Here is a 24,015-nt window from a genome sequence, read left to right as displayed (position 1 = left end):
CACCATACAGTGACCCGCGCCACTTTTGTTAAGAATTGTTGTGACAGGCGCACAAACCCACGCTCACCCCGGGAAACAGGGTCAGCGTGGGCTCGTGGCGGTTCTTCTAGCGATGGTCCTGATGTCGCCGCAGACGGCCGCGCCGCGGCTCCCACATCACCAGCGCCGTGGAGCGCGGGACGTGGACGAGCTCGCCGCGCGGGCGGGCCTGCCGCTCGCGCTCCTCCCGGAGCTCCTCGACCTCGGCACGCAGGCGGTCGACCTCCTCGCTCAGCTCGATGATCGCCTTGATCCCGGCGAGGTTGACGCCCTCCTCCTGGCTGAGCTGCTGGATGCGACGCAGCAGGGAGATGTCCTTGCGGGAGTAGCGACGCCCGCCCCCGCGGGTCCGCTGCGGCGTCACCAGACCCATGCGGTCGTAGGTGCGCAGTGTCTGCGCGTGCATGCCGGCGAGTTCGGCGGCAACCGAGATGACGAACACCTCGCCCAGGTCGTCCGTCGACGACTTGTCCTTCCTCATGGTCATGGTCCGTGCACCTCCTTCCGTGCCTACTTGTTGCCGGCCCACCCGGCGCGCGGGTTGTAGCCGGAGTCCTTCTCCGCCTGCGCGTACTCGCGCAGGGCACTGGTCGCGGCGGCGTCGAGATTCTTCGGCACCGCCACCTCGACGGTCACCAGCAGGTCACCGGCGTTGTCGCCGCTCTTCGGCACACCGCGTCCGCGGACACGCAGGGTCCGGCCGTTGGGGGTGCCGGCGGGCACCTTCACCCGGACGGGGGCGTCGAGCGTCGGCACCGTGATGGTGTCGCCGAGCGCCAGCTCGGTGAACGACACCGGGACGGTGACCTCGAGGTCGTCGCCGGAGCGGGTGAACACGGCGTCGTCACGCACATGGACGGTGACGAACAGGTCACCCGCCGGCTTGCCCTGCGGGCCGGCCTCGCCCTGGCCGGCGAGGCGCACCTTCTGTCCGTCGATGACGCCCGCCGGGATGCGGACGGTCAGCGACCGGGTGCGCCGCACCGTGCCGGAACCGTGGCACGTGGTGCACGGGTCGGCGATGAACTGGCCGGTGCCCGCACAGTTGGTGCACGGCGCGCTGAAGCCGAAGGCGCCGCGGTTCTCCGAGGTGAAGCCGGAGCCGTTGCACACGGCGCAGGTCTCGGGGTTGCCGGACTTGGAGCCCGATCCGTGACAGGTGTTGCAGGGGGCGTCACCGGTCAGCTGGAGCGGGATCGTCGTGCCCTTGGCCGCCTCCCGGAAGTCAAGGGTGATGTCCGTTTCGACGTCGGCCCCCCGCGTCGGCCGAGCTGCGTGGCGAGGAGCGCCGCCGCGGTTGAAAAGGCCACCGAAGAGATCGCCCAGACCGCCGTCCGCAGAAAATCCTCCACCGGGTCCTCGTCCGAAGATGTCTGAGGCGTCGAAGTCCTCCTGCGTCTGCCGAAACCCGCCGGGAAATCCGGCGCCTCCGCCTCCACCGAAGCCACCGAAACCACCGCCGGAACGGAGCATCGCCTTCAGCTGGTCGTATTCCTTGCGCTTGGACTCGTCACCGACGACGTCGTACGCCTCGGCGGCCTTCTTGAAACGCTCCTCGGCGGCCTTGTCGCCGGGGTTCTTGTCCGGGTGGTTCTCCCGGGCCAGCTTGCGGTAGGCCTTCTTGATGTCCTCGGCGGAGGCGGATGAGGAGACCCCCAGATCCGCGTAGTAGTTCTTGTCTGCCCATTCGCGCTGAACGGTCACTGGGCATCTCCTCCTTTCGGGATGAGAAGTTCGTTGTTGTGTCTAATTATGTTTAATCGCTAACTAAAAGGGGGAGCACCGCCGCCCGAGGGCGACTGGAGGTGCGTCTCGGACGGCGGTGCTCAGGTACGGGACGGGCGTCCCGCTAGTCGGTGGCCGCGGCGTCTGCCGGGGCGGCCGGGTCGGCGATGATGACCATCGCGTTGCGGACGACCTTGTCGCCCACCCGGTAGCCACGACGCAGCACCGTGCCGAGAGCCTTGTCCTCACCGGAAGACAGGTCCTGGACGGCCTCGTGGATCTCCGGGTCGAAGGGCTCGCCCTCCTCGCCGAAGGGGATGAGCTTGAGGCCGGTGACCGTGTCGGTGAACTTGTCGGCGAACGACTTCAGCGGACCCTCGTTGAGGTCACCGTGCTGTCGCGCCAGGTCCAGGTCGTCGAGGATCGGCAACAGCTTGGCCAGCACCGACGCCTTGGCGGCGTCGATGATGCCCTGGCGGTCACGCTCGGTGCGCCGGCGGTAGTTGGCGTACTCCGCGCTCACGCGCTGCAGGTCCTCGGTGCGCTCCGCGAGCTGGGCCTCCACGTCGGAGACCTCACCGTCGCCGTCGGCGTCGGGATCGATGTCGGCGAGTGCCTCCTCGATCTCGGCCTCGAGCCGGGCGTCGATCTCCGCCTCGGTGGCGTCGTCGCCGGGGACAGGCTCCTCGTCGATGACGGCGTCCGGGTCGTCGTCCTGGGCGCGGGCGGCCTCCTCGGCGGCGGCCTCAGCACGGTCGGCCGAGGTCGCCTCCGGGTCGGTGTGCTCCGGATCGCCCGGGTTGTCGGGCATCTGGTTGGGGTGCGTCACTACTTCTTCTCCTCCCCGGTGTCGGTGTCGGTGGCGGTCGGCTCGTCCTCGACGACCTCGGCGTCGACGACGTTGTCGTCGGTTGCCTCAGCGTCGCCGGCCTGTGCCTGGGTGGCACCGGCGTTGGCCTCGGCCTCGTAGATGGCCTTACCCATCTCCTGGGACTCGGTGGACAGCTTCTCGACGGCGGTCTTGATCGCGTCCAGATCCTCGCCCTTGAGGGCCTCCTCGACCTCCTTGGCGGCATCCTCGACCTTGGTCTTGATGTCCTCGGAGACCTTGTCGGAGTTCTCCTCGACGAACTTGCGGGTCTGGTAGACCATGGACTCCGCGTTGTTGCGGGTCTCCTGCTCCTCGCGGCGCTTCTTGTCCTCCTCGGCGTGGACCTCCGCATCCTTGATCATGCGGTCGATCTCCTCCTGGGACAGGCCGGAGCCGTCCTGGATCTTGATCGTGTTCTCCTTGCCGGTGCCCTTGTCCTTGGCGGTGACGTGGACGATGCCGTTGGCGTCGATGTCGAAGGTGACCTCGATCTGCGGCACGCCACGCGGGGCCGGGGCGATGCCACCCAGCTCGAAGGAGCCGAGCAGCTTGTTGGCGGACGCCATCTCGCGCTCACCCTGGAAGACCTGGATCTGCACGGAGGGCTGGTTGTCCTCGGCGGTGGTGAAGGTCTCGGAGCGCTTGGTCGGGATGGTGGTGTTGCGCTCGATGAGCTTGGTCATCACGCCACCCTTGGTCTCGATACCGAGGGAGAGCGGGGTGACGTCGAGAAGCAGCACGTCCTTGACCTCACCGCGCAGGACGCCGGCCTGCAGGGCGGCGCCGACGGCGACGACCTCGTCCGGGTTGACGCCCTTGTTCGGCTCGCGGCCACCGGTGAGCTCCTTGACCAGGTCGGTCACGGCCGGCATACGGGTGGATCCACCGACGAGAACGACGTGGTCGATCTCGGAGACGGACATATCGGAGTCCTTGACGACCTGGTTGAACGGCTCCTTGGTGCGGTCCAGCAGATCCTGCGTGATCTTCTGGAACTCGGTGCGGGACAGGGTCTCGTCGAGGAACAGCGGGTTCTTGTCGGAGTCGACCGTGATGTACGGCAGGTTGATGTTGGCCTGCTGGGAGGAGGACAGCTCGATCTTGGCCTTCTCGGCGGCCTCGCGCAGACGCTGCAGGGCCATCTTGTCCTTGGTCAGGTCAATGCCGTTGGTGGACTTGAACTTCTCGACGAGCCAGTCGACGATGCGCTGATCCCAGTCATCGCCGCCGAGCTGGTTGTCACCGGCGGTCGCACGGACCTCGACCACACCGTCGCCGATCTCCAGCAGGGAGACGTCGAAGGTACCGCCACCGAGGTCGAAGACCAGGATGGTCTGCTCCTTGTCGCCCTTCTCCAGGCCGTAGGCCAGAGCGGCGGCGGTCGGCTCGTTGACGATACGCAGGACGTTGAGGCCTGCGATCTGACCGGCCTCCTTGGTGGCCTGGCGCTGTGCGTCCTCGAAGTAGGCCGGGACGGTGATCACGGCGTCGGTGATCTCCTCACCCAGGTAGGCCTCGGCGTCGCGCTTCAGCTTCATGAGGGTGCGGGCGGAGATCTCCTGGGCGGTGTACTTCTTGTCGTCGATCTCGACGTTCCAGTCAGAGCCGATGTGGCGCTTGACGGAGCGGATGGTGCGGTCGACGTTGGTCACGGCCTGGTTCTTGGCCGGCTGACCGACGAGGACCTCGCCGTTCTTGGCGAAGGCGACGACGGACGGGGTCGTCCGCGAGCCCTCGGAGTTGGCGATAACGGTGGCCTCGCCACCCTCGAGGACGGAGACCACCGAGTTGGTGGTACCGAGGTCAATTCCTACTGCGCGTCCCATTTTGTGTTTCCTCCTGTTGTACGGGATTTCCTGAAGTTGACTGCTGTTGGCTCAACTTGTGGAACCCAACGTACCAGACCCCTTGAGCCTGGAGCACTCAACCTGACACCCAGTACAACGGGCAACCCGCCAAAGTTGTTCCCGATCGACTCAACTTTTTCTTTTCCGCCGCGTTTATGCAGGTCAGAGTAGCCGCTCCGCCTCGCCCCACGCGCTGTCCGGCGCGATGACCCACGCCAGCGCCTTTGTCCACTGCTCCGCAACGACCGCCCCCGGGTCGTCGGAAACGACCCCGTGATGGAGGATGTGCACCAGATCGAACGCCTCCAGCAACTGGGTCACGCCCCGCAGGCCCGCCGAGCGGGCGAGGAGCGTCACGGTGGTCTCGCCCTCCCTCGTCTCCGGCGTCGGCGCCTCCCACGCCCGCGCGTCGAAGTCCCACGCGCGGATCCGCTGGGGCGGCAGGTCGACGAGCTGCGCCGCCCACGCCAGCGCCTCCACCGCCCAGGCCGACCGGGCGAAGAGTTCCGCCTCGGCGCGCAGGCCGGCGGGGAACTCCACCCGCCCGCCGTCGTCGAAGGCCGCCGCCCGCGCCGCCCCCACGTCCGCCAGAAAGCCCCGCTCCCGCGCAGTCAACGAGGAGGCGACGAGCTCCTGCGCGGCGACCAGGTCATCGGCCTGCGGCAGACTTCCCTCCCGCACGTGGCGGGCCGCGTCGACCACCAGCGCCAGGGCACCGAGCCGGTAGACCACCTGCGCATGGTCGCGCAGCCGCACCTCCTCCTCCGCCGGAATGACCGGGATCTGTTCGTCGAGTTCCAGCCCGGCCTGACGCAGGGTGCGCAGGTTCTTCTGCCGCCGCCGGTAGGCGTCGACGTGGACGGGCACCTTGACCCCCTTGCCCGGCGCGGCCAGGTTCTCCCCGTCGAGGTTGCGGAAGGGGCCGTTGCCCACCCGGAACACGCAGCACCGCCCCCAGTCGGCGAACTCGATGAGCTGGCGGGCGGTGTAGCTGTCGTCGCGTTGGAGGCGGTAGATCACCTGGGAGCGCGAGATGTGGCGGGCCAGGGGGTGGACCTGCGTGACGTCGGGCCCGGTGACCCGCAGCCCGGCCTCGGCCAGGTCGCGCAGGGCGTCCTCCACGAACACCGCCCGGTCCCGGGGGTGGGTGAACACCTCCACCGGGCCCGGCAGGTCGACCGGGTCCGGCACGGTGGAGTAGACGAGGAGATCCATGCCCCCATGCAACCAGAGGTCCGCCCGCGCGGCAGGGTTCGCGGTGACAGCAGGCCTGTCGCAGGCGTACTCCTATTCCCTCCACCCCTCCTCCGCGACCTGGGGAAATGCCACCCCGCCCGACACAGAGGAGTACGTCCGTACGCACCCCGCCGCAGCGGCCGCCCAGAATGGTCACCCCTAACACCACCCAGGACCTATACTGGCCAGCAGAGAGAGTAACCCTCATCACATTCTGAGCAGGAGCGTCCGCGGCATCACCCTGCCCGCGGACCGAGGAGAAAGGGCCCGCCAGTGAATCCCCACGTCACCCGCACCCGCCACGTCAGCGACCGCCCTCCGGTGGCCGCCTGAGACACGCGCCCACCACCCCTCCCCATCCTCCCCGTAAAGGAATCCCTGATGTCTCAGCATGCCTCCGTCGAGCAGGTGCTCGACCCCGCCGTCGCCCGCGCACGCGAGTGGCTCGCCGCCACCTCCGACACCGACGGTTCCTCCGCCACCGAGCGCCTCGCCGACCTGGTCCGCGACCCCGCCGGTGTCTCCTTCACCATGGACTTCGTCGACCGGGTGGCCCGCCCGGAGGACAACCGCACCGCCGCGAACGCGTTGCGCAAGCTCGACGGCGCCCCCGACTTCCTGGGCCGACTCAACCAGACCGCCCTGCAGCTCGGCGGAATCGTCGGCCCGAGGCTGCCGAACGTCGTCATGCCGGTGGCCCGCGCCCGCCTGCGCCAGATGGTCGGCCACCTCGTCCTCGACGCCGACGGCAAGGCCCTGGACAAGCTGCTCGACAGGGCGGCCGAGGAGGGCACGCAGCTCAACCTCAATCTGCTCGGCGAGGCGGTCCTCGGCGATGAGGAGGCGGCCCGCCGCGCGGAGCGCACCTTGGCGCTCATCACGAATCCGAAGGTCACGTACGTCTCGGTGAAGGCCTCGAGCCTCGTCGCCCAGCTCAACCCGTGGGATCTGGAGGGCAACCTCGTCCGTCTCAAGGAGCAGCTGCGCCCGATGTACCGGGCGGCGCAGGAGTCGGGCACGTTCATCAACCTGGACATGGAGGAGTACAAGGATCTCCGCCTGACGATCCGCCTGTTCACGGAGCTGCTCGGCGAGGAGGAGTTCCGGGACCTCGAGGCCGGCATCGTCCTGCAGGCCTACCTCCCGGACAGCCACGACGCCCTCGTCGAGCTCGCCGAGTGGGCCCGTTCCCGTTCCACCCCGATCAAGATCCGCCTGGTCAAGGGCGCGAACCTCTCGATGGAGAAGGTCGAGGCGGAGAGCCACGGCTGGGAGCAGGCCCCGTACGCCACGAAGCACGAGGTGGACGCGAACTACATCCGTCTCCTCGACTACATCCTCACCCCGGAGCACGCCCCGCACGTGCGGATCGGCGTCGCCAGCCACAACCTCTACTCGGTGGCCCTGGCCTGGGAGCTGGCCACCGCCCGCGGCGTCACGGAGCAGATCGACGCGGAGATGCTGCAGGGCATGGCCCCGGCGCAGCAGCAGGCGGTGCGTGATGTGGTGGGCCGCATGATCCTCTACACCCCGGTCGTCCACCGCGAGGATTTCGACGTCGCCGTCTCTTACCTGGTGCGTCGCCTCGAGGAGAACGCCGCGGAGGAGAACTTCCTCCACGCCCTGTTCGCCCCGGGCGACGGGATGAACGCCCAGGAGCAGGCGCTTCTCGACGCCGCCCGGAACCCCTCCACCACCTCGCCGCGCCGCACCCAGAACCGTCTGACGGAGACGGGCCGCACCGTCGAGGGCCGGTTCACCAACGAACCCGACACCGACCCCGCCCTGCGTGCCAACCGGGAGTGGGCGCTGGAGCGCCTGGCCGCGAAGCCGCACGTCAGCGGGGCGGAGGAGGTCACCGACCCGGCCGTCGTCGACGCCGCCGTCGCGCGGGCGCGGGAGCTGGGCCCGGAGTGGGCGTCGAGAAGCGGGCACGAGCGGGCCGAGGTCCTGGAGACCATCGCCGACGAGCTGGCCAGGGCACGCGGCGAGCTCATCACCGTCATGGCGCACGAGGCAGGCAAGACCGTCGACCAGTCGGATCCGGAGATCTCCGAGGCCATCGACTTCGCCGCCTACTACGGCGAGCAGGCCCGCAACCTCGACCGCGCGCGGTCGACCTTCACCCCGCACGCCCTCACCGTGGTCATCCCGCCGTGGAACTTCCCCGTCGCCATCCCGACCGGTGGCGTGACGGCGGCGCTGGCGGCGGGGTCGGCGGTGATCATCAAGCCGGCGCCGCAGACGGTGGCCTGCGCCGAGGTCATGGTGCAGGCGGTGCACCGTGGACTGGAGCGCCACGGCATCGACACGGACCTCGTGCAGTTCCTCCGCGCCGACGAGGCCGACGCCGGTCAGCGTCTCATCTCCCACGAGGACGTCGACCACGTCATCCTCACCGGCGCCTCGGAGACGGCCGAGCTGTTCCGCTCGTGGAACCCGCGCATGAGCATCAGTGCGGAGACCTCGGGCAAGAACGCGATCATCGTCACCCCGGCCGCCGACCCGGACCTCGCGGTGGCGGACATCTACCACTCCGCCTTCGGGCACTCGGGCCAGAAGTGCTCGGCCAGTTCGCTGGTCATCCTCGTGGGCCAGGCAGGTGAGTCGCGCCGCATCCGCGAGCAGCTCATCGATGCCGTCTCCACCCTCCGCGTCGGCCCCGGCACCGACATCTCCACCACCATGAACGGCCTCATCGAACCGCCCGGGGAGAAGCTCGAGCGCGGCCTCACGACCCTCGAGGACGGCGAGTCCTGGCTGCTCCAGCCCGAGAAGCTCGACGAGGAGGGGAGGTTCTGGACCCCGGGCATCCGCGACAACGTCCGCCCCGGCTCCTGGTTCCACCGCACCGAGTGCTTCGGTCCGGTCCTGGGCATCATGTACGCCTCCTCCCTCGAGGAGGCCGTCGAGTGGCAGAACGACACCGGCTTCGGCCTCACCGGCGGTATCCACTCCCTCGACGACGACGAGATCGACTACTGGACCGAGCACGTCGAGGTCGGCAACGCCTACGTCAACCGCGGCATCACCGGTGCGATCGTCCAGCGCCAGCCCTTCGGCGGCTGGAAGGACTCGGTCATCGGTTCCGGCGCGAAGGCCGGCGGCCCGAACTACGTCGCCCAGCTGGGCACGTGGACGGACGGCGACCTCGACCACGGGCAGGTGCAGCTGAGCGCGGGCGTCGAGAAGCTGCTTGCCGACGCCCCCGCCGACCCCTGGCTGCGCCGCGCCGCCGAGCTCGACGAACTGGCCTGGCGCGAGGAGTTCTCCCGCGAGCACGACCTCACCGGCCTGGCCTCCGAGGCCAACATCTTCCGCTACCGCCCGCTGCCGGAACCGCTGCCCGTGTACGTCGGCGAGGGTGCCGACGAGCGCGACCTCTGGCGGCTGAAGCTGGCGGCGGAGCGGGCGGGGGCGTCGATAAGCGAGGAGGTGTCGTTCCGTCCCGGCGGGCGCGTCCGGGCGCTCGGCGCGGTCCCGGAGGAGCTGTACGAGCAGGCGGCCGAGGTCGGTGCCGTCATCCTCGACGGACCGGTGCTCGCCGACGGTCGCCGCGAACTCCTGCCCTTCCTCCTCGAGCAGGCGCTCACCGTCACCCTGCACCGATTCGGCGTCCTGCGGAAAGTAGGCAGCATCCGACAGTGATAACCACAGGTTTTTGGGGCACAATGAAGTTCTGATGAGCACACCTATTGATCCCCAGAAACCGGGCCCCGGCGGCACCGACACCCGCGACCTCACCGAGATGGTCTCGGACTACGCCGAGCTGTCCGACAATCCGCTGGACGCCAACGCCCCCAACGACGCCCCGGAGGTCACCGACCGCGCGGTCTTCATCGGCCGCGACGGCCGGTGGGCCGCCGGCTGGGCGCTGCGATTCATCATCTTCGTGGTGGCCGCCTTCATCCTGGGCCGGATCCTCGGCTTCGTGTGGGCCGGGCTCCTCCCGATCCTGCTGGCGCTGCTCGTGTGCACCGTCCTGTGGCCGCCGGTAAAGTTCCTCCGCGACAAGCTGAGGTTCCCGGCGGCGCTGGCCACGGTGGTCACGCTCGTCGGCTTCTTCGCCATCTTCGGCGGCATCTTCGCCGCGATGGCCCCCATCGTCCGTGACCAGGGCGCGGCGCTGGTGAAGCAGGCGCAGGACGGCCTCAACCAGCTCTCCGACTGGGTGCAGGGCCCGCCGCTCAACGTCGACACCTCGCAGTTCGACCAGGTGCTCAACGACATCACGGGCTTCCTGCAGGAACGCTCCTCCCAGATCGCGTCGGGCGTGTTCACCGGCCTGGGCGCGGCGACATCGATCGTGGTGACCACCGTCGTCATGCTCGTGCTCACCTTCTTCTTCCTCAAGGACGGCGATCGCTTCCTGCCGTGGATGCGCGGCTTCACCGGCTCCAACGCGGGCTGGCACCTCACCGAGGTGATGACCCGCTCGTGGAACACCCTCGCCGGCTTCATCCGCACCCAGGCCATCGTCTCGCTCGTCGACGCCGTCTTCATCGGCATCGGCCTCGTCCTGCTCGGCGTGCCGCTGGCGTTCGTCCTCGCCGTGATCACGTTCTTCGCCGGGTTCATCCCCATCGTCGGTGCCTTCACCGCCGGTGCCCTGGCCGTCATCATCGCGCTGGTGAGTAACGGTGTGACGAACGCCCTGCTGGTGCTGCTGCTCATCATCGCGGTCCAGCAGATCGAGGGCAACATCCTCCAGCCGGTGCTGCAGTCCAAGGCGATGAACCTGCACGCCGCGGTGGTGCTGCTGTCCGTGACCCTGGGCTCCACCCTCTTCGGCATCGTCGGTGCCTTCCTCGCGGTGCCCATCGCCGCGGTCGCCGCCGTGTGGTTCCGCTACCACTCCGAGCTCGTCGCCCTGCGCGCCGGCGAGATCACCATCGACGACATCGAGATCGCCACCGCCAAGGGCTCCAATCTCACCTCCTGGGAGGCGTTCACCGCGGTGCGCGAGCGCCTGGTGACCATGACCCCGACGCTGGGTCGCCGCAAGAACACCGATTCCGACACCGCCTCCGAGGACGTCGAGGGCGACGCCGACGCAGACAAGTCAGACAAGCCGCGCTGGCGGATGGTCAACTTCTCGGACCCGTCCTAGCCCCCGTGCGAGCGCTCATCATCGGCGCAGGACCCGCCGGCCTCACCGCCGCGCTGGTCCTGCGCCGTTCTGGTTGGCACGTGCGGCTGGTGGAGGAGGCCCCGCGCCTGCGCACGGAGGGTTTCTCCGTCCCCGTGCATGAGCGGGGCCGGCAGGTGCTGGCATCGCTTCTCGACGTCCCCGTGACCCGCGGTCCGGTGGAGATGTCACGCGGGGACCTCGTGCGGATGCTGGCGCGGGAGGTCGGGGAGATCTGCTTCGGCGTGGCCGCGGAGACGGTGCCCCACGAGGGGTGGGATCTGGTGCTCGGTGCCGACGGCATCGACTCCCCCACCCGCGGACGTCTCGGCCTGGACGGGCGCCGTCCGACCGGGCATGTGCTCCTCTTCCCCACCGGGGAGGCGCCGGGCGGGGATCCCTGGCGCGCCGACGGGATCGACCAGATCGTGCTCCCCCGCTGGTCCGTCGGCAACGTCATGCTCATCGGCGACGCGGCGGCGGCCAGCGGGGCGAGTACCGGCTACGGCACGACGGTCGCCCTGGCCATGGGGTACGAGGTCGCGACCGGCATGACTCGGGGGCTGACGCTCGACGAGATAGAGGCGCGGTTGCGGCCGTGGGTTACAGAGCAGCAAGCAGCCGCTCGACGGCGTCTGCGAGCTTGACGGCGCTGCCCTCGACGACGTCGGCCCACTCGGGGGCGGTCTCCTCGTCGGCGCGGTCGCTGATCTGCTTGAGCAGGGTGATGGGGACGTCGAAACGGTGGGCGACGGCCGCCAGAGCGTAGCCCTCCATGTCGACCAGCCCGGCGACCTGCGCGATGCGCTCCCGGGTGGCGGAATCCTCCACGAAGGTGTCACCCGTGGCCAGCTGCCCGGTCGGGAACAGGCCGGTGGTGGCCGGGGTGATGACGCGCGGGAAGGCGTCGAACGCGATGTCGGAGGTGAACTCCACGTTGAAGTCGTGCTTGTGCACCCGGTCGATCTCGTAGACCCCGTTGGGGATCTCATCGCGCAGCGCCCCGCAGGTGCCCACATTGATGATCCGCTCCGGCAGCGTGCCGTTCGCCCGGCGCGCGCACAGCTCCTCCGTCAGCGTGATGGCGGCCGGCAGGGTGCCGATCCCCGTCACCAGCAGATCCGCCCCCTCCGGCAGATGGGCGGCTTCCTCGGACACGGCGGCGACAAACAGAACAGTCATGCGCGCGATCCTACTACCAGTGGATCCGCGGCAGATCCCACCGGTGCCAGCACCCCAGCTTGTCGAGCATCCGCCGGTACGCCTGCATGCTCATCACCTCCGCCCACCCGAAACGCTCCGGCCGGACGGGCAGGTTGTCGGCCCGCTCCTTCTCCTTCTTCAGGTTGAACTCCTGCTCGCTTGCCGACGCCCCGTATTTCCCCCGCCCGTCCGTCTCCACGTACTCCTCCGTCCCCTCGACCCGGAAGTCGATGAGGTAGTTCCTCCCGTTGCTCCCCCGCACCGACACCTGCGGGATGAGCGTGAAGTCCCCGAAGAAGACCGACTGCGCCAGAAAAGCCGCCTCCAGCGCCGACTCCACCACCCCCGTCGTCTTCTCCACCACCAGCGGCCAGTGCGCCAGGCCCTCCATGCCGGTGACGTCGTACGCCGCGAGCTCCTCCCGGGTGACCAGCTTCTGCCGCAGGGCGCTGCACGCCGCGACGAACCCCGCCCCGAACCCGTGCAGCCGCGTGAGATCCACGAGCGTGCGCGGGACCGTCGTCGCCTTGACGTGCTCGCCGACGATGTCCTCGTCCGGCAGGGCACCGCTGACCTCCCGCACGGTGCTCCGCGTCCGCTTGCCACCACCGTTGCGGCGGTGGATCTCGTGCTGTACCGGTGTCGGTTCGTAGCGCCACAGCTTCCACAGCGCCGCCGCCGAATAGCCGACCAGCACCCGCCCGGACACCTCCCCCAATGCCCTGGCCTGCAGGTCGTACTGCTCCCAGGGCTGCAGCGTCCCGTAGAACGCGGCCTCGACGTACGCGCCCCGGAAGAGTCGGACGATGACCCGGTCATTGAGCAGTCGCCGCAGCACCTTCGAGGCGTCCGGCAGGTGTGTCTGTTCCTTGCGCAGCAGAAGATGGTCGTCCCGCCGCGTGCAGCGGCCCAGTGCCGTCTCCGTGTCCCCCATGAATTCCCTCTCTGTGTGGATGTCCCACACAGATTGGACTGTGTCGGGGGCCGAAAGGTTCCCGGGCGGGTGTCATCCGCGCGCGGTTCGGCCACTTCCGGGCTGTTTGAACACCCCAGAAGTGGCCAAACCGCGGCGCTGAGGGAGGCGCTGAGGGAGGCGCTGAGGGAGCGGACCCTACCCCAGCTGCTCCGCCACGCTGAAGCGCCCGCCGGTGGCCTCGAACTCGGCGCGGGCGGCGGCGGCGAGGGCGTCGTCGGCAAGCGTGTCGACGGCGACCTGCGCCAACCCGGCCGCGGAGTCGACGGCCGCGCGCGTGGCCTCCTCCCCGGCGGCCCACGTGGCGAAAGCCGCGGTGTGCAGCGCCACGTCGGAGGGCGAGACCTTGACCATCGGGTGGATGCCGGGGACCAGCTGGGAGACGTTGCCGAAGTCGGTCGACGCCGCCAGCGAGTCGGGCACCACGCCGGCGGGGACGGCGACGCGTCCGCGCAGCGCCTGGGTGCGGGTCCAGCGCTCGGCGAGGGCCTGGTTGTTGCGGATGGGCAGGGTCGCGGGGTGGACGTCCCAGGTCTTCTCGACGCGGCACCCGGTCATGAGGGCGGCGCCGTCGAGGATGTCGTCGACACGCGCGGACAGGTCGACGAGCGAGTCGGTGAGCAGGGAGCGCACGTAGATGTCCAGGGAGGCCTGCTCGGGGATGACGGAGGGGCGGTGTCCGCCGTCGGTGATGACGGCGTGGAGGCGGTCGGAGGGGGCCATCTGCTGCCGGAGCAGTCCCATCGCCTGGTAGGCGAGGGTCGCGGCGTCGAGGGCGTTGCGTCCCATGAACGGCTGCGAGCTGGCGTGCGCGGCGACGCCGTGGAAGGTGGCCTGGAGGGTGCGGCGGCCGAGCCAGTAGTGGCTGGCGATGTCGTAGCCGAAGGGGTGGATCATGACGGCGATGTCGATGTCGTCGAGCATGCCGCCACGGATCATGTACTCCTTGCCGGAGTGGCCCTCCTCGGCGGGTGTGCCGAGCAGGACGAGGCGTCCCTCGATACCCGCGGCCTGCGCGGCGTCGACGGCCGCGAGGAAGGCGCCGATGCCGGCGGCGGCGATGATGTTGTGCCCGCAGGCGTGGCCGATGCCGGGGAGGGCGTCGTATTCGGCCATGATCGCGACGGTGCGGTGACTGCCGGACTCGTACCCGGGCGAGGTCCACGAGGTGCGCAGCGCGGTGCCGACCTCGTGCGCGCCCTGCTCGACGCGGTAACCGCGCCCCTCGAGCAGCGCGGTGAGCGTCGCCTGCGCGTGGACCTCCTCGAAGGCGAGCTCGGGGTGGGCGTGCAGGTCGCACAGCAGCTCGGTCAGTGTCGGCTCCAGTGCTTCGGCGCTTATCGACGCCACCCGCCACGCCTCCTTCTGCCCCGGGTAGGCGTCCAGCGCGGCCGGTTCTGCCGCGGAGGCGGCCTCGGTGACCTCGGCCATCCGGGCGGAGATGCTGGCAGCGGCGTGGTCGAGGAAGGCGGTGGACGGGGTGGTTCTTTCTGCAGAGGTCATCGTCTTCTCACGCTACCTAGTTGAGGAAGATCGCGGCGCCGGGGCCGAGCGGCAGGTCGAGGAAGTACCAGACGCCGAGCAGCGAGGCCCAGGCCAGCCAGAACGGGATGACGAACGGCAGGAGACGGGACATGAGGGTGCCCAGGCCGGCGTCGGGTTCGTAGCGGCGGAGGAGGCCGAGGATGACGATCATGTACGGGTTGAGCGGGGTGATCACCTGGGTGGCGGAGTCACCGACGCGGAAGGCGGCCTGGGTGAAAGCGGGTTCGAAGCCGATGAGGGCGAACATGGGCACGAAGACGGCGGCCATGAGGGTCCACATCGCGGAGCCGGAGATGATGAGCAGGTTGAGCAGGGAGGCGAGGACGATGAAGGCGAGGATCGCGCCGAAGCCGGTGAGTCCGATGCTCTCCAGGAAGGCGGCGCCCTTGACCGCGGTCCACGTGCCGATGCCGGTCCAGGCGAAGAGGGCGACGAACTGGCCGAGGATGAAGGCGAGGACGAGGAAGCTGAGCATGTCCTTGATGGCCAGGCCCATCATCTCGACGATGTCGGAGACGGACGTCACGGTGCCCACGAAGAGTCCGTAGACGATGCCGAGCACCATGAAGTAGGCGAAGACGATGAACACAATGGACTGCAGCAGCGGGGACTGCGGGAGGAAGCCGCCCTCCTCGTTGCGCCACGGGGAGTTGGGGATGAGGAACGCCCACAGGAACACGACGGTGAGCAGCAGCGCCGCGACGAGGGAGGCCCACAGGCCCTTGGTCTCCTGCCTGGTCAGGGTGGCGGAGAGCTCGTTGCCCTCGGCGTCGCGGTCGCCGCGCTGGGAGGGGTCCTCGCCGTCGGACAGGGTCTCCTCGGCGGGGACGTCCTGGCGGACCATGCGGGGCTCGAGGACGCGGTCGGTGATGAAGCCGGCGAGCATGCCGAGGACGATCGCGGAGACGATGTTGAAGTAGTAGTTACTCACCGGGTTGACCTCGGTGGTGGCGATGCCGGGCAGGGTCTCCATGACGGCGTTGGTGATGCCGGCGAACAGGGCGTCGAGGCTGGTGGGGAACAAGGAGGTGGAGTAGCCGGCGCCGACGGCCGCGAAGCCGCCGAGGAGTCCGGCGACGGGGTGGCGGCCGGCGGCCTTGAACACCATGGCGGCCAGGGGCGGGACGACGACGAAGGCGGCGTCGGCCATGATCGAGGCCGTGACGCCGACGACTCCGACGGCGTAGGGGAGGATCCACTTTTTGGCGGAGCCGAAGAGCTTGCGGATGAGCGCCGAGAGCATGCCCGTGCGTTCCGCGACACCGGTGGCGAGCAGGATCGGCAGGACGGTGACCAGGGGCGGGAACCCGATGTAGTTGGCACCCATGGTGGTGGTCAGCCAGGTGAGCCCCTCGCCGGTGAACAGGCCGCGGATGACCAGGTCCTCCTCGGACCCGGGTACGGCGACCTGGATGTTCTGCAGCGCCATGATCGTCGAGGCGACGCCGGTGATGAGGAACAGGCCGAGGAAGAGGGTGAACGGTTCGGGCAGTTTGTTGCCGAGGGTCTCGATGCCGGTGAGGATCCGGTCACCGATCCCGCCCTGCCTTTTGTCGGTGGTCTTCGTGGTCATACCAACCAATGTTGCACAGATCACATATGGCCACATGCACCTTTAGATGGAAAGGTCGCCCCCGTTGCCAAATAGACCGACCTGTACTAATCTTCGTAGACAATTCAGTCTACGAGAGAGGACAGAGACCATGCCCGAGTCATCCCAGCGGCCCCTGCGCATCGCAGTCATCAGCGACGGAGCCACCGGCATGTGCCTCGCCGAGAGCCTGCTCACCACCCGTCACCAGGCCCCTGTCTTCGTGGACCTCATCACCGCACGCACCGCACCGGCCGGCCTGCTCCGTTCCACCCCGCAGGGTGACCAGGCCCCGCGCCTGCGCCTCATCGGCAACGTGCGCGTCGACGAGGACGTCACCGTCGACGAGCTCCACGAGCTCTACGACGCCGTCGTCACCCCCGACGCCGCGGCCCTGGCCACCACCGACACCGCCACCCTCACCGGCGCGGCCCTCGCCTCCGCCGAGATCACCGCCGCCGTCTTCCCGGAGCGCCCGCAGGACGCCCCGCCCCGCCTCCTCGAGCTTCTCGACGCCCGCGGCGTCGCCGTCATCTCCTGGCAGGGCTGGACCGCCGGCGTCACGGCCTCCACCGACTGGGCCGCCGTCGAGCTGTCCTCCCGCGGCGTCCCGGTGTGCATGTGAGTACCGGCCACGTCACCCTCGTCGGCGGCGGCCCCGGCGCCTGGGACCTCATCACCCTGCGCGGCATGCGTGCCCTGCAGGACGCCGACGTCATCCTCACCGATCACCTCGGCCCCACCGACGAGCTCTCGCAGCTGTGCGAGACCGCGGAGAAGACCGTCATCGACGTTTCCAAACTCCCCTACGGCCGCCAGGTCGCGCAGGAGGAGACCAACCGTCTCCTCGTCGAGCACGCCCTGGCCGGCCGTCACGTCGTGCGCCTCAAGGGCGGCGACCCGTACGTCTTCGGCCGCGGCTACGAGGAGCTCGAGGCCTGCCGCGAGCACGCCATCCCGTGCGCCGTCGTCCCCGGCGTGACCAGTGCGATCTCCGTGCCCGGCGCGGCCGGCATCCCGATCACCCAGCGCGGGGTGGTGCACTCCTTCACGGTCGTGTCCGGCCACCTGCCGCCCGGCCACCCGCACTCGCTCGTCGACTGGCCCGCCCTGGCGCGCGCCGGCGGCACCATCTCGGTGATCATGGGCGTGCGCCACGTCGCCGCGATCACCGCCACGCTGATCGACGCCGGCCTGCACCCCACCACCCCGGCCGCCGTCATCCAGGAGGGCACCACCGATCAGCAGCGCAGCTTCCGCTGCACGCTGGGCACCCTGGCGCAGACGATGAAGGTGAATGACGTCACCTCCCCCGCGGTCTACGTCATCGGCGACGTCGCCGGACTGTAGTCACCGCACCCGCACCTCCTGCCCCTGCGGCTCGCTGGTGGACCCGGTGACGGGCTCACCGGCGGCGGCGCGGGCGGTGACGGAGCGTCGGTAGCCGACCCACGACAGCGCCAGGCCGAGCACCACGAGCAGGGCCACCCCGCCCCAGCCGAGCGGCAGGACCTTGGGCAGGTTGAGGGCCACGAGCAGCGTGCCGACGATGCCGCCGAGGGCCGCCGGGTTGGTGCGCGTGACCAGCCACGCGGCGATCGGGGCGGCGATGACACCGCCGATGAGCAGGGCGAGGACGGCGGCGAGGTTGGCCACGAGGTCGTCCCACAGCCCGATGACGAAACCCAACGTCGCCGCGGCGGTGACGAGGAACTCGGCCGTGTTCACCGTGCCGACGATCCGCCGCGGTTCGGTGCGGCCCAGCGTCATGAGCGTCGACGTCGTCACCGGCCCCCAGCCGCCGCCCCCGGAGGCGTCGATGAAGCCGCCGAAGAGGCCGAGCCCGCCGAGGAAGCCGCGGGAGTGCTCGCCCCCGCCCTCGCGCCGGATGCGCCCGCGGGAGAAGCGCCACACGAGGTTGACACCGATGAGGCTGAGGATCGTCGCGGTGAGCGGGGCGGCCGCCTCGGTGGACAGGCTCGACAGGACGGTCGCGCCGGCGAAGGCACCGACCGCGCCGGGGACGGCGAGGCGGCGGACGACCTTCCAGTCGACGTTGCCGAAACGCCAGTGGGAGACGCCCGAGGCGAGCGTCGTGCCCAGCTCGGCGGTGTGGACGACGGCGCTGGCCTGGGCGGGGCCGAGGCCGGCGAGCGCGATGAGGATGGTGGTGGAGGTGACGCCGAAGCCCATGCCGAGGCCACCGTCGACGAGTTGCGCGGCGAGTCCCGCGAGGGCGATGAGCAGGAGTGTGGTCATGGTGGGGTCCTAGGCGGTGAGGTAGCGGTCGGCGACGATGCCGGCCAGCGCCGTCCCGAGCGGCGGATCGGCGCTGGCACCGGAGGTGTGCAGGCGGTCCAGGAGCAGGGCGTGCGTGACGAAGAGGGGGATGAGGTGGTGGTCTCCGCTTATCGACGCCCCCGTCCTCTCCCCCGTCGCCCGGCGCACCGCCACCGCCCGCCCCAGGCGGGCGGCGAGGCGGTCGGCCAGGGTGGCGACGGCCTCCTCGGCGGCGGCGTCGGAGGATCCGACGTGCGCGAGGACGAGGTTCTTGTCCGGGGCGGGGCGGGTGTGGGCGGCGAGGACGTCGGCGATGTCCCCGCCGGTACCCAGCCCCCGGGCGGGGACGAGCTCGAGGCCCGAGGCCTCCCGGGCGGCGGCGAGGGCGGCGGGGACGTCGTGACGCGCGTGGAAGGCGTCGGTGAACAACAGCGGGACGACCACGGCACAGTGGTGGCCGTGGGCGGCGAGGTCGCGGGCGGCGTCGATGAGCGAGGGGGAGGAGAACTCCAGGTGCGCGGCGCGGGCGGTGACGCCCAGCCTCTCCCCCGCGGCCGCGGTGAGTCGGTCGATGCCGGCGGCGGCGCGCGGGTGGCGGGAGCCGTGGGAGAGGGTGAGCAGGGCGGTCATCAGCGCAGGCGGTGTCCGACGAGGCCGGCGGCGAGGGTGTCGCCGGTGGCCTGGTCGATGAGGAGGAAGGAGCCGACGGCGCCGCGGGCGGCGTAGGGCTCGACGGGCAGGTCGGCGGCGACGTCGATACGCACGTGGGCGATGTCGTTGAGGCCGCAGTCGGCGGGGGCGATGTCGTCGGAGAGGCCGTCGATGTCGAGGACCCGGTCGACCGAGGTCACCCGGCCGCGCACCAGCGAGGTGCCGTAGCGGACCTTGACGGGCGCGCCCGGGCGGAGCGGGCGGTCGGACAGGCCCACAACGGTGGCGTCGAAGGAGCGCACCGGCTGCGGGTGGTCGGCCCCGGCGATGAGGTCGCCGCGGATGAGGTCGATGTCGTCGGCCAGGCGGAGGACGACGGAGTCCCCGGCGGCGGCCGTCTCCACGGCACCGTCGGCGGTGTCGATGTGGGTGACGGTGCTGGTGCGGCCCTCCGGGAGGCGGACGGTGTCGCCGACGGTGAGTGAGCCGGCGTCGATACGCCCGGCGTATCCGCGGTAGTCGGAGGCGTGCTCGCGGATGACGTACTGGATCGGCAGGCGGAACCCCAGGTCGTGGGCGCGGCCGCGGTGGACCTCGATGCTCTCGAGCAGCTCGAGGATGGTGGGGCCGGTGTACCAGGGCAGGTGCAGGGAGGGTTCGACGACGTTGTCGCCGAGCAGCGCGGAGACGGGGATGACGTGGGCGTCATCGACACCGACGGCGTCCGCCAGGGCGCGGAACTCCGTCTCGATCTCCCGGAAGACGTCCTCCGACCAGTCGACGAGGTCGATCTTGTTGACGGCCAGCAGCACGGTGCGCACCCCGAGCAGGGCCGCGACGGTGAGGTGGCGGCGGGTCTGCTCGACGACGCCGTGGCGGGCGTCGACAAGCAGGACGACGACCTGGGAGGTGGAGACGCCGGTGACGGTGTTGCGGGTGTACTGCACGTGGCCGGGGGTGTCGGCGAGGATGAACGTACGGCGGTCGGTGGCGAAGTAACGGTAGGCGACGTCGATGGTGATGCCCTGCTCACGCTCGGCGCGCAGGCCGTCGACCAGCAGCGACAGGTCGAGGCCGTTAAAGCCGCGGTCGGCGGAGGTGCGCTCGACGGAGGCGAGGGTGTCGGCCAGGACGGAGCGGGTGTCGTGGAGCAGGCGGCCCACGAGGGTGGACTTGCCGTCGTCGACGGACCCGGCGGTGCACAGGCGGAGGGTCTCGCGGGTGTGCAGGAGGGTGGAGGTGGTCATCAGAAGTAGCCTTCCTTCTTGCGGTCCTCCATGGCGGACTCGCTGAGACGGTCGTCGGCGCGGGTGGCCCCGCGTTCGGTGAGGGTGGAGGTGGCGATCTCGGCGATGACCTCGTCGATGGTGGAGGCCTCGGAGAGCACCGCGCCGGTGCAGGACATGTCACCGACGGTGCGGTAACGCACGCGCCTGACCTGGAGGTTCTCGCCCTCGCGGGGCCCGCCCCAGTCGCCGGCGGTGAGCCACATGCCGTCGCGCTCGAAGACCTCGCGGTCGTGTGCGAAATAGATCGGCGGGAGCTCGATGCCGCGGGCGCCGATGTACTCCCAGATGTCGGCCTCCGTCCAGTTGGAGATGGGGAACACGCGGATGTTCTCGCCCGGCAGGTGGCCGCCGTTGTAGAGGTGCCACAGCTCCGGCCGCTGGCGGCGCGGGTCCCAGCCGCCGAAGGAGTCGCGCACGGAGAAGACGCGCTCCTTGGCGCGGGCCCGCTCCTCGTCGCGGCGGGCGCCGCCGAGCACGGCGTCGTAACCCTGCTCGGCGATGGTCTCCACGAGGGGGACGGTCTGCAGAGGGTTACGGGTGCCGTCGGGGCGTTCGACGAGGTCACCCCGGTCGATCCAGTCCTGGACCGCGGCGACGCGCAGGCGGGCGCCGGTGCGCTCGACGAGGCGGTCGCGGAACTCGATGACCTCCGGGAAGTTGTGGCCGGTGTCCACGTGGAGCAGCTCGAAGGGGACGGCCGCCGGGGCGAACGCGCGGCGGGCGAGCTCGAAGACGACGACAGAGTCCTTGCCGCCGGAGAACAGCAGTCCGACCTTGTCGAACTGGCCCGCAACCTCGCGGAGGATGTGGATGGACTCGTTCTCCAGGTCCTTGAGGTGGGGGGAGAGTCGGGTGGAAAGTGCTGTGGTCATGAGTGGAGTCCGCATTCTGTCTTGGCGTTGCCGGCCCAGCGACCGGCCCGGGGATCCTCACCGTCGGCGACGGGGAGGGTGCAGGTGGCGCACCCGATGGACGGGTAACCCTGCCGGGTGAGGGGGTGGATGATGAGGTCGCGCTCGTCGATGAACCGTTCCGTGTCCTCGAGCGACCACGTGACCAGCGGGGAGATCTTCAGACGGCCGGTCGCGTCGAGGCTCAGCGCCGGGGCGTTCGCCCGGGTGGGGCCGTCGGCGCGGCGCAGCCCGGTGACCCAACCCGCGTACGGGGTGAGGTGCACGGCCAACGGCTCGACCTTGCGCATGCGGCAGCAGGCGGTGGGGTTGTTCCGGTAGAGGTTCGCGCCGTAGGTCGCGTCCTGCTCCTTCCGGGTGAGGGTCGGCCGGGCGGTGACCAGGGTCTGCGGGTAGCGGGTGTCAACCGCGGCCGCCACGTCGAGGGTCTCCGGGAAGTGGTAGCCGGTGTCGAGGAAGAGGAGGTCCGCCTCCGGCAGGTGCCAGGCGGCGAGCTCCGCGAGCACGGTGTTCTCCATGGACAGGGTCACCGCGATCGCACCGGGCGCGTGCTCCCGGGCCCAGGCCAGGATGGTGTGGGCGGGGGCGTCGTGAAGTGCGGCGGCATGCTTGTCGACGAGCCGCGCGTTGGCCTCCCGCACCTCCTCCGTCAGGTCACCGGTGGTGGTGGGGCCTGCCGGGCTGACCTCCGGGTCACGGCGGGTGGTCTGGGTGAGCAGGTTCATCGGGTCACCTCCTGGTGTCCGTGTCGGGTGAGCGAGGTCCGGATGGCCTCGCTGGTGGAGCGGGCGGGGGCGGGGCGGTGCTCCGGGTCGTCCTGGCCGTGGTAGCGGACGGAGAACACGCGGGTGCAGTCGCGGCACAGCCAGGCGAACTCGTCGGCCTCATTCGGGAAGAGCTCCTCGCCGGCGCACCAGGGGCAGTGCAGCGGGTGGTTGCGGTTGGGGTTGGGGGCGCGGCGGAAGCTCACAGCAGGTCCTCCTCGGCGGCGCGCTGGACCCACTCCTGGAAGGTCTCACCGTCGGTGCGCTGCTGCTTGAAGTGGGTGACCACGCGGGTGACGTAGTCCCCGACCTCGTCGGCGAGGACCTTGTGTCCGCGCAGCTTGCGGCCGAAGTTGGCGCCGATGTTCATGGAGCCGCCGAGGTGCACCTGGAAGCCCTCGACGCGGTTGCCGTCGGCGTCGGTGACGGTCTGGCCCTTGAAGCCGATGTCCGCGACCTGGGTGCGGGCGCAGGAGTTGGGGCAGCCGTTGAGGGCGATGCGGACGGGGACGTCGATGTCGCCGATGCGCTCCTCCAGCTCGTCGACGAGCTCGACGGCGCGGGACTTGGTGGTGGCGTGCGCCAGCTTGCAGAACTCCAGGCCGGTGCAGGAGATGATGTTGCGGCGCCACTCGCTGGGTTTGGAGTACAGCCCGGTCTCGTCGAGGGCAGCGGCCAGGGCGGCGAGGTCGGTGCGCTCGACGTCGAGGAAGAGCAGTTCCTTCTCCGCGGTGGTGCGGATGCGGGTGATACCGAAGCGCTCGGCGACGTCCGCGATGGCGATGAGCTGCTCGCCCGTGGTGTGGCCGACGGTCGGCTTGACACCCAGGTAGAACCTGCCGTCCTTCTGCGGGTGGATGCCGATGTGGTCGCGGTAGCCCGGGTTGATGGGCTGGTGCGGGCCGTCGGTGAGGCGGCGGCCGAGGTACTCCTCCTCGAGCACCGTGCGGAATTTCTCCACACCCCATTCCGCCACGAGGAACTTGAGGCGGGCGCGGTTGCGCAGGCGTCGATAGCCGTAGTCGCGGAAGATGCGGGCGACGCCGGCCCACACGTCGGGAACCTCGTCGAGCGGGATCCACGCGCCGAGGGACTGCGCGAGCATCGGGTTGGTGGACAGGCCGCCGCCGACGTAGCACTCGAAACCGGGGCCGTGCTCGGGGTGGACGGAGCCGATGAAGGCGACGTCCTGGATCTCGTGGGTCACATCCTGGCGGGAGTGGCCGGAGATGGCGGACTTGAACTTGCGCGGCAGGTTGTGGAACTCCGGGTTCGGCAGATGCTCGCGCTGGATCCGCTCGATGGCGGGGGTGGCGTCGATGATCTCCTCCGCTGCGACGCCCGCCACGGGCGAGCCGAGGATGATGCGGGGCACGTCGCCGCAGCCCAGCAGGGGGCTCAGGCCCACCGTGTCGAGCTTCTCCCAGATCGCCGGGATGTCCTCGATCCGCAGCCAGTGGAGCTGGATGTTCTGGCGGTCGGTGAAGTCGGCGGTGGAGCGGGCGTAGTCGCGGGAGATCTCGCCGACGGCACGGAGGCGCTCGGGGGTGACCAGGCCGCCATCGAAACGCACGCGCATCATGAAGTACCTGTCCTGCAGCTCGGCGTCGGGGACCTGGCCGGTGAGTTCCCCGCCAAGGTCCTGTCGGCGCTGCGTGTACAGGCCCAGCCACTTGAAGCGCGGGGCGATGTCGTCGGCGGGGATCGAGTCGAATCCCTGCTTCGAGTAGATGTTGACCACGCGGTCGTAGACGTCGAGGACCTCGCCGTCCTGCTTGACCTCCTCGACGTGGTTGAGGGGCGCGGTGCCGTCGATCTTCCACTGGCCCTCCGGCTTGCGGACGCGCTTGCGGCGCGTGGTGGTGGCCGTTGTCATGACGTGCTCCTAATGTACCGTTCTGTCTATTTCATTCACCTGCGGGACGCTTATCGACGCCCCGCCGGTCGCCCTCCAGGGCGGAT

The 24,015-nt window shown here is 69.9% G+C and carries 21 protein-coding genes; 5 read left to right on the top strand and 16 right to left on the bottom strand.

The window, feature by feature from the left end:
* Positions 1–106: 106 nt before the first annotated feature.
* The 5 genes from B9Y70_RS05540 to B9Y70_RS05520 form a co-directional block, all read right to left on the bottom strand.
* Complete coding sequence (locus B9Y70_RS05540) at positions 107–520, bottom strand: heat shock protein transcriptional repressor HspR (protein WP_143337551.1); 414 nt, start codon at positions 518–520, stop codon at positions 107–109.
* A 29-nt stretch (positions 521–549) separates the two neighbouring features.
* On the bottom strand, positions 550–1,743 hold the full coding sequence (gene dnaJ / locus B9Y70_RS05535) for a molecular chaperone DnaJ (protein ID WP_085549262.1): 1,194 nt from the start codon (positions 1,741–1,743) through the stop codon (positions 550–552).
* Between the two features lie 145 nt (positions 1,744–1,888).
* Positions 1,889–2,593, bottom strand: coding sequence for a nucleotide exchange factor GrpE (gene grpE / locus B9Y70_RS05530; RefSeq protein WP_085549261.1), 705 nt, complete (start codon positions 2,591–2,593; stop codon positions 1,889–1,891).
* A complete protein-coding gene (gene dnaK, locus B9Y70_RS05525) occupies positions 2,593–4,461 on the bottom strand; it encodes a molecular chaperone DnaK (protein ID WP_085549260.1) in 1,869 nt (622 codons plus the stop codon). The genes grpE and dnaK overlap by 1 nt, the downstream gene beginning before the upstream one ends.
* 183 nt (positions 4,462–4,644) lie before the next feature.
* Complete coding sequence (locus tag B9Y70_RS05520) at positions 4,645–5,697, bottom strand: DUF4272 domain-containing protein (protein WP_085549259.1); 1,053 nt, start codon at positions 5,695–5,697, stop codon at positions 4,645–4,647.
* Between the two features lie 402 nt (positions 5,698–6,099).
* Between B9Y70_RS05520 and B9Y70_RS05515 the strand changes: the two genes are divergently transcribed.
* The 3 genes from B9Y70_RS05515 to B9Y70_RS05505 are packed head-to-tail and all read left to right on the top strand — an operon-like array spanning position 6,100 to position 11,493.
* On the top strand, positions 6,100–9,366 hold the full coding sequence (locus B9Y70_RS05515; protein WP_085549258.1) for a bifunctional proline dehydrogenase/L-glutamate gamma-semialdehyde dehydrogenase: 3,267 nt from the start codon (positions 6,100–6,102) through the stop codon (positions 9,364–9,366).
* A 34-nt stretch (positions 9,367–9,400) separates the two neighbouring features.
* Entirely contained in the window at positions 9,401–10,828 is a 1,428-nt protein-coding gene (locus B9Y70_RS05510) for an AI-2E family transporter (RefSeq protein WP_085549257.1), read from the top strand.
* Between the two features lie 5 nt (positions 10,829–10,833).
* Positions 10,834–11,493: an FAD-dependent oxidoreductase gene (locus B9Y70_RS05505; protein ID WP_143337539.1), complete on the top strand. Its 660-nt coding sequence runs from the start codon at positions 10,834–10,836 to the stop codon at positions 11,491–11,493.
* Here B9Y70_RS05505 and B9Y70_RS05500 read toward each other — a convergent pair.
* The 4 genes from B9Y70_RS05500 to B9Y70_RS05485 all read right to left on the bottom strand — a co-directional run bounded on the left by B9Y70_RS05500 (position 11,450) and on the right by B9Y70_RS05485 (position 16,140).
* Complete coding sequence (locus B9Y70_RS05500) at positions 11,450–12,028, bottom strand: nucleosidase (protein ID WP_085549255.1); 579 nt, start codon at positions 12,026–12,028, stop codon at positions 11,450–11,452. The two genes, B9Y70_RS05505 and B9Y70_RS05500, sit on opposite strands and share 44 nt — an antisense overlap.
* 13 nt (positions 12,029–12,041) lie before the next feature.
* A complete protein-coding gene (locus B9Y70_RS05495; protein ID WP_143337538.1) occupies positions 12,042–12,983 on the bottom strand; it encodes a hypothetical protein in 942 nt (313 codons plus the stop codon).
* Between the two features lie 177 nt (positions 12,984–13,160).
* Positions 13,161–14,525 carry a M20 family metallopeptidase gene (locus B9Y70_RS05490; RefSeq protein ID WP_085549253.1) on the bottom strand — a complete coding sequence of 455 codons (1,365 nt, stop codon included), beginning with the start codon at positions 14,523–14,525 and terminating at the stop codon, positions 13,161–13,163.
* A 16-nt stretch (positions 14,526–14,541) separates the two neighbouring features.
* A complete protein-coding gene (locus B9Y70_RS05485; protein ID WP_085549252.1) occupies positions 14,542–16,140 on the bottom strand; it encodes an AbgT family transporter in 1,599 nt (532 codons plus the stop codon).
* A gap of 130 nt (positions 16,141–16,270) precedes the next feature.
* Between B9Y70_RS05485 and B9Y70_RS05480 the strand changes: the two genes are divergently transcribed.
* A complete protein-coding gene (locus tag B9Y70_RS05480; RefSeq protein WP_085549251.1) occupies positions 16,271–16,783 on the top strand; it encodes a hypothetical protein in 513 nt (170 codons plus the stop codon).
* Positions 16,774–17,508: a uroporphyrinogen-III C-methyltransferase gene (cobA, locus tag B9Y70_RS05475; RefSeq protein ID WP_085549250.1), complete on the top strand. Its 735-nt coding sequence runs from the start codon at positions 16,774–16,776 to the stop codon at positions 17,506–17,508. The genes B9Y70_RS05480 and cobA overlap by 10 nt, the downstream gene beginning before the upstream one ends.
* Here cobA and B9Y70_RS05470 read toward each other — a convergent pair whose 3' ends face one another.
* From B9Y70_RS05470 to B9Y70_RS05440, 7 genes are read right to left on the bottom strand one after another with little or no spacing between them, the layout of a single operon-like run.
* Entirely contained in the window at positions 17,509–18,417 is a 909-nt protein-coding gene (locus B9Y70_RS05470; RefSeq protein ID WP_085549249.1) for a sulfite exporter TauE/SafE family protein, read from the bottom strand.
* 9 nt (positions 18,418–18,426) lie between these two features.
* Positions 18,427–19,068 carry a sirohydrochlorin chelatase gene (locus B9Y70_RS05465; RefSeq protein ID WP_085549248.1) on the bottom strand — a complete coding sequence of 214 codons (642 nt, stop codon included), beginning with the start codon at positions 19,066–19,068 and terminating at the stop codon, positions 18,427–18,429.
* Entirely contained in the window at positions 19,068–20,336 is a 1,269-nt protein-coding gene (locus B9Y70_RS05460; protein WP_085549247.1) for a sulfate adenylyltransferase subunit 1, read from the bottom strand. The genes B9Y70_RS05465 and B9Y70_RS05460 overlap by 1 nt, the downstream gene beginning before the upstream one ends.
* Positions 20,336–21,250, bottom strand: a complete 915-nt coding sequence (cysD, locus tag B9Y70_RS05455; RefSeq protein WP_085549246.1) for a sulfate adenylyltransferase subunit CysD — start codon at positions 21,248–21,250, stop codon at positions 20,336–20,338. The genes B9Y70_RS05460 and cysD overlap by 1 nt, the downstream gene beginning before the upstream one ends.
* Positions 21,247–22,014: a phosphoadenylyl-sulfate reductase gene (locus tag B9Y70_RS05450; RefSeq protein ID WP_085549245.1), complete on the bottom strand. Its 768-nt coding sequence runs from the start codon at positions 22,012–22,014 to the stop codon at positions 21,247–21,249. Before B9Y70_RS05450 ends, cysD begins: the two co-directional genes overlap by 4 nt.
* The gene (locus B9Y70_RS05445) at positions 22,011–22,259 is read right to left on the bottom strand and encodes a hypothetical protein (protein WP_085549244.1); all 249 of its coding nucleotides are present in this window, start codon (positions 22,257–22,259) and stop codon (positions 22,011–22,013) included. Before B9Y70_RS05445 ends, B9Y70_RS05450 begins: the two co-directional genes overlap by 4 nt.
* A complete protein-coding gene (locus tag B9Y70_RS05440; RefSeq protein WP_085549243.1) occupies positions 22,256–23,929 on the bottom strand; it encodes a nitrite/sulfite reductase in 1,674 nt (557 codons plus the stop codon). Before B9Y70_RS05440 ends, B9Y70_RS05445 begins: the two co-directional genes overlap by 4 nt.
* Positions 23,930–24,015: the final 86 nt, after the last annotated feature.

Source organism: Corynebacterium pollutisoli (genome assembly GCF_900177745.1).
Lineage (GTDB): Bacteria > Actinomycetota > Actinomycetes > Mycobacteriales > Mycobacteriaceae > Corynebacterium > Corynebacterium pollutisoli.
This window is presented reverse-complemented; position numbering and strand designations above follow the sequence as displayed.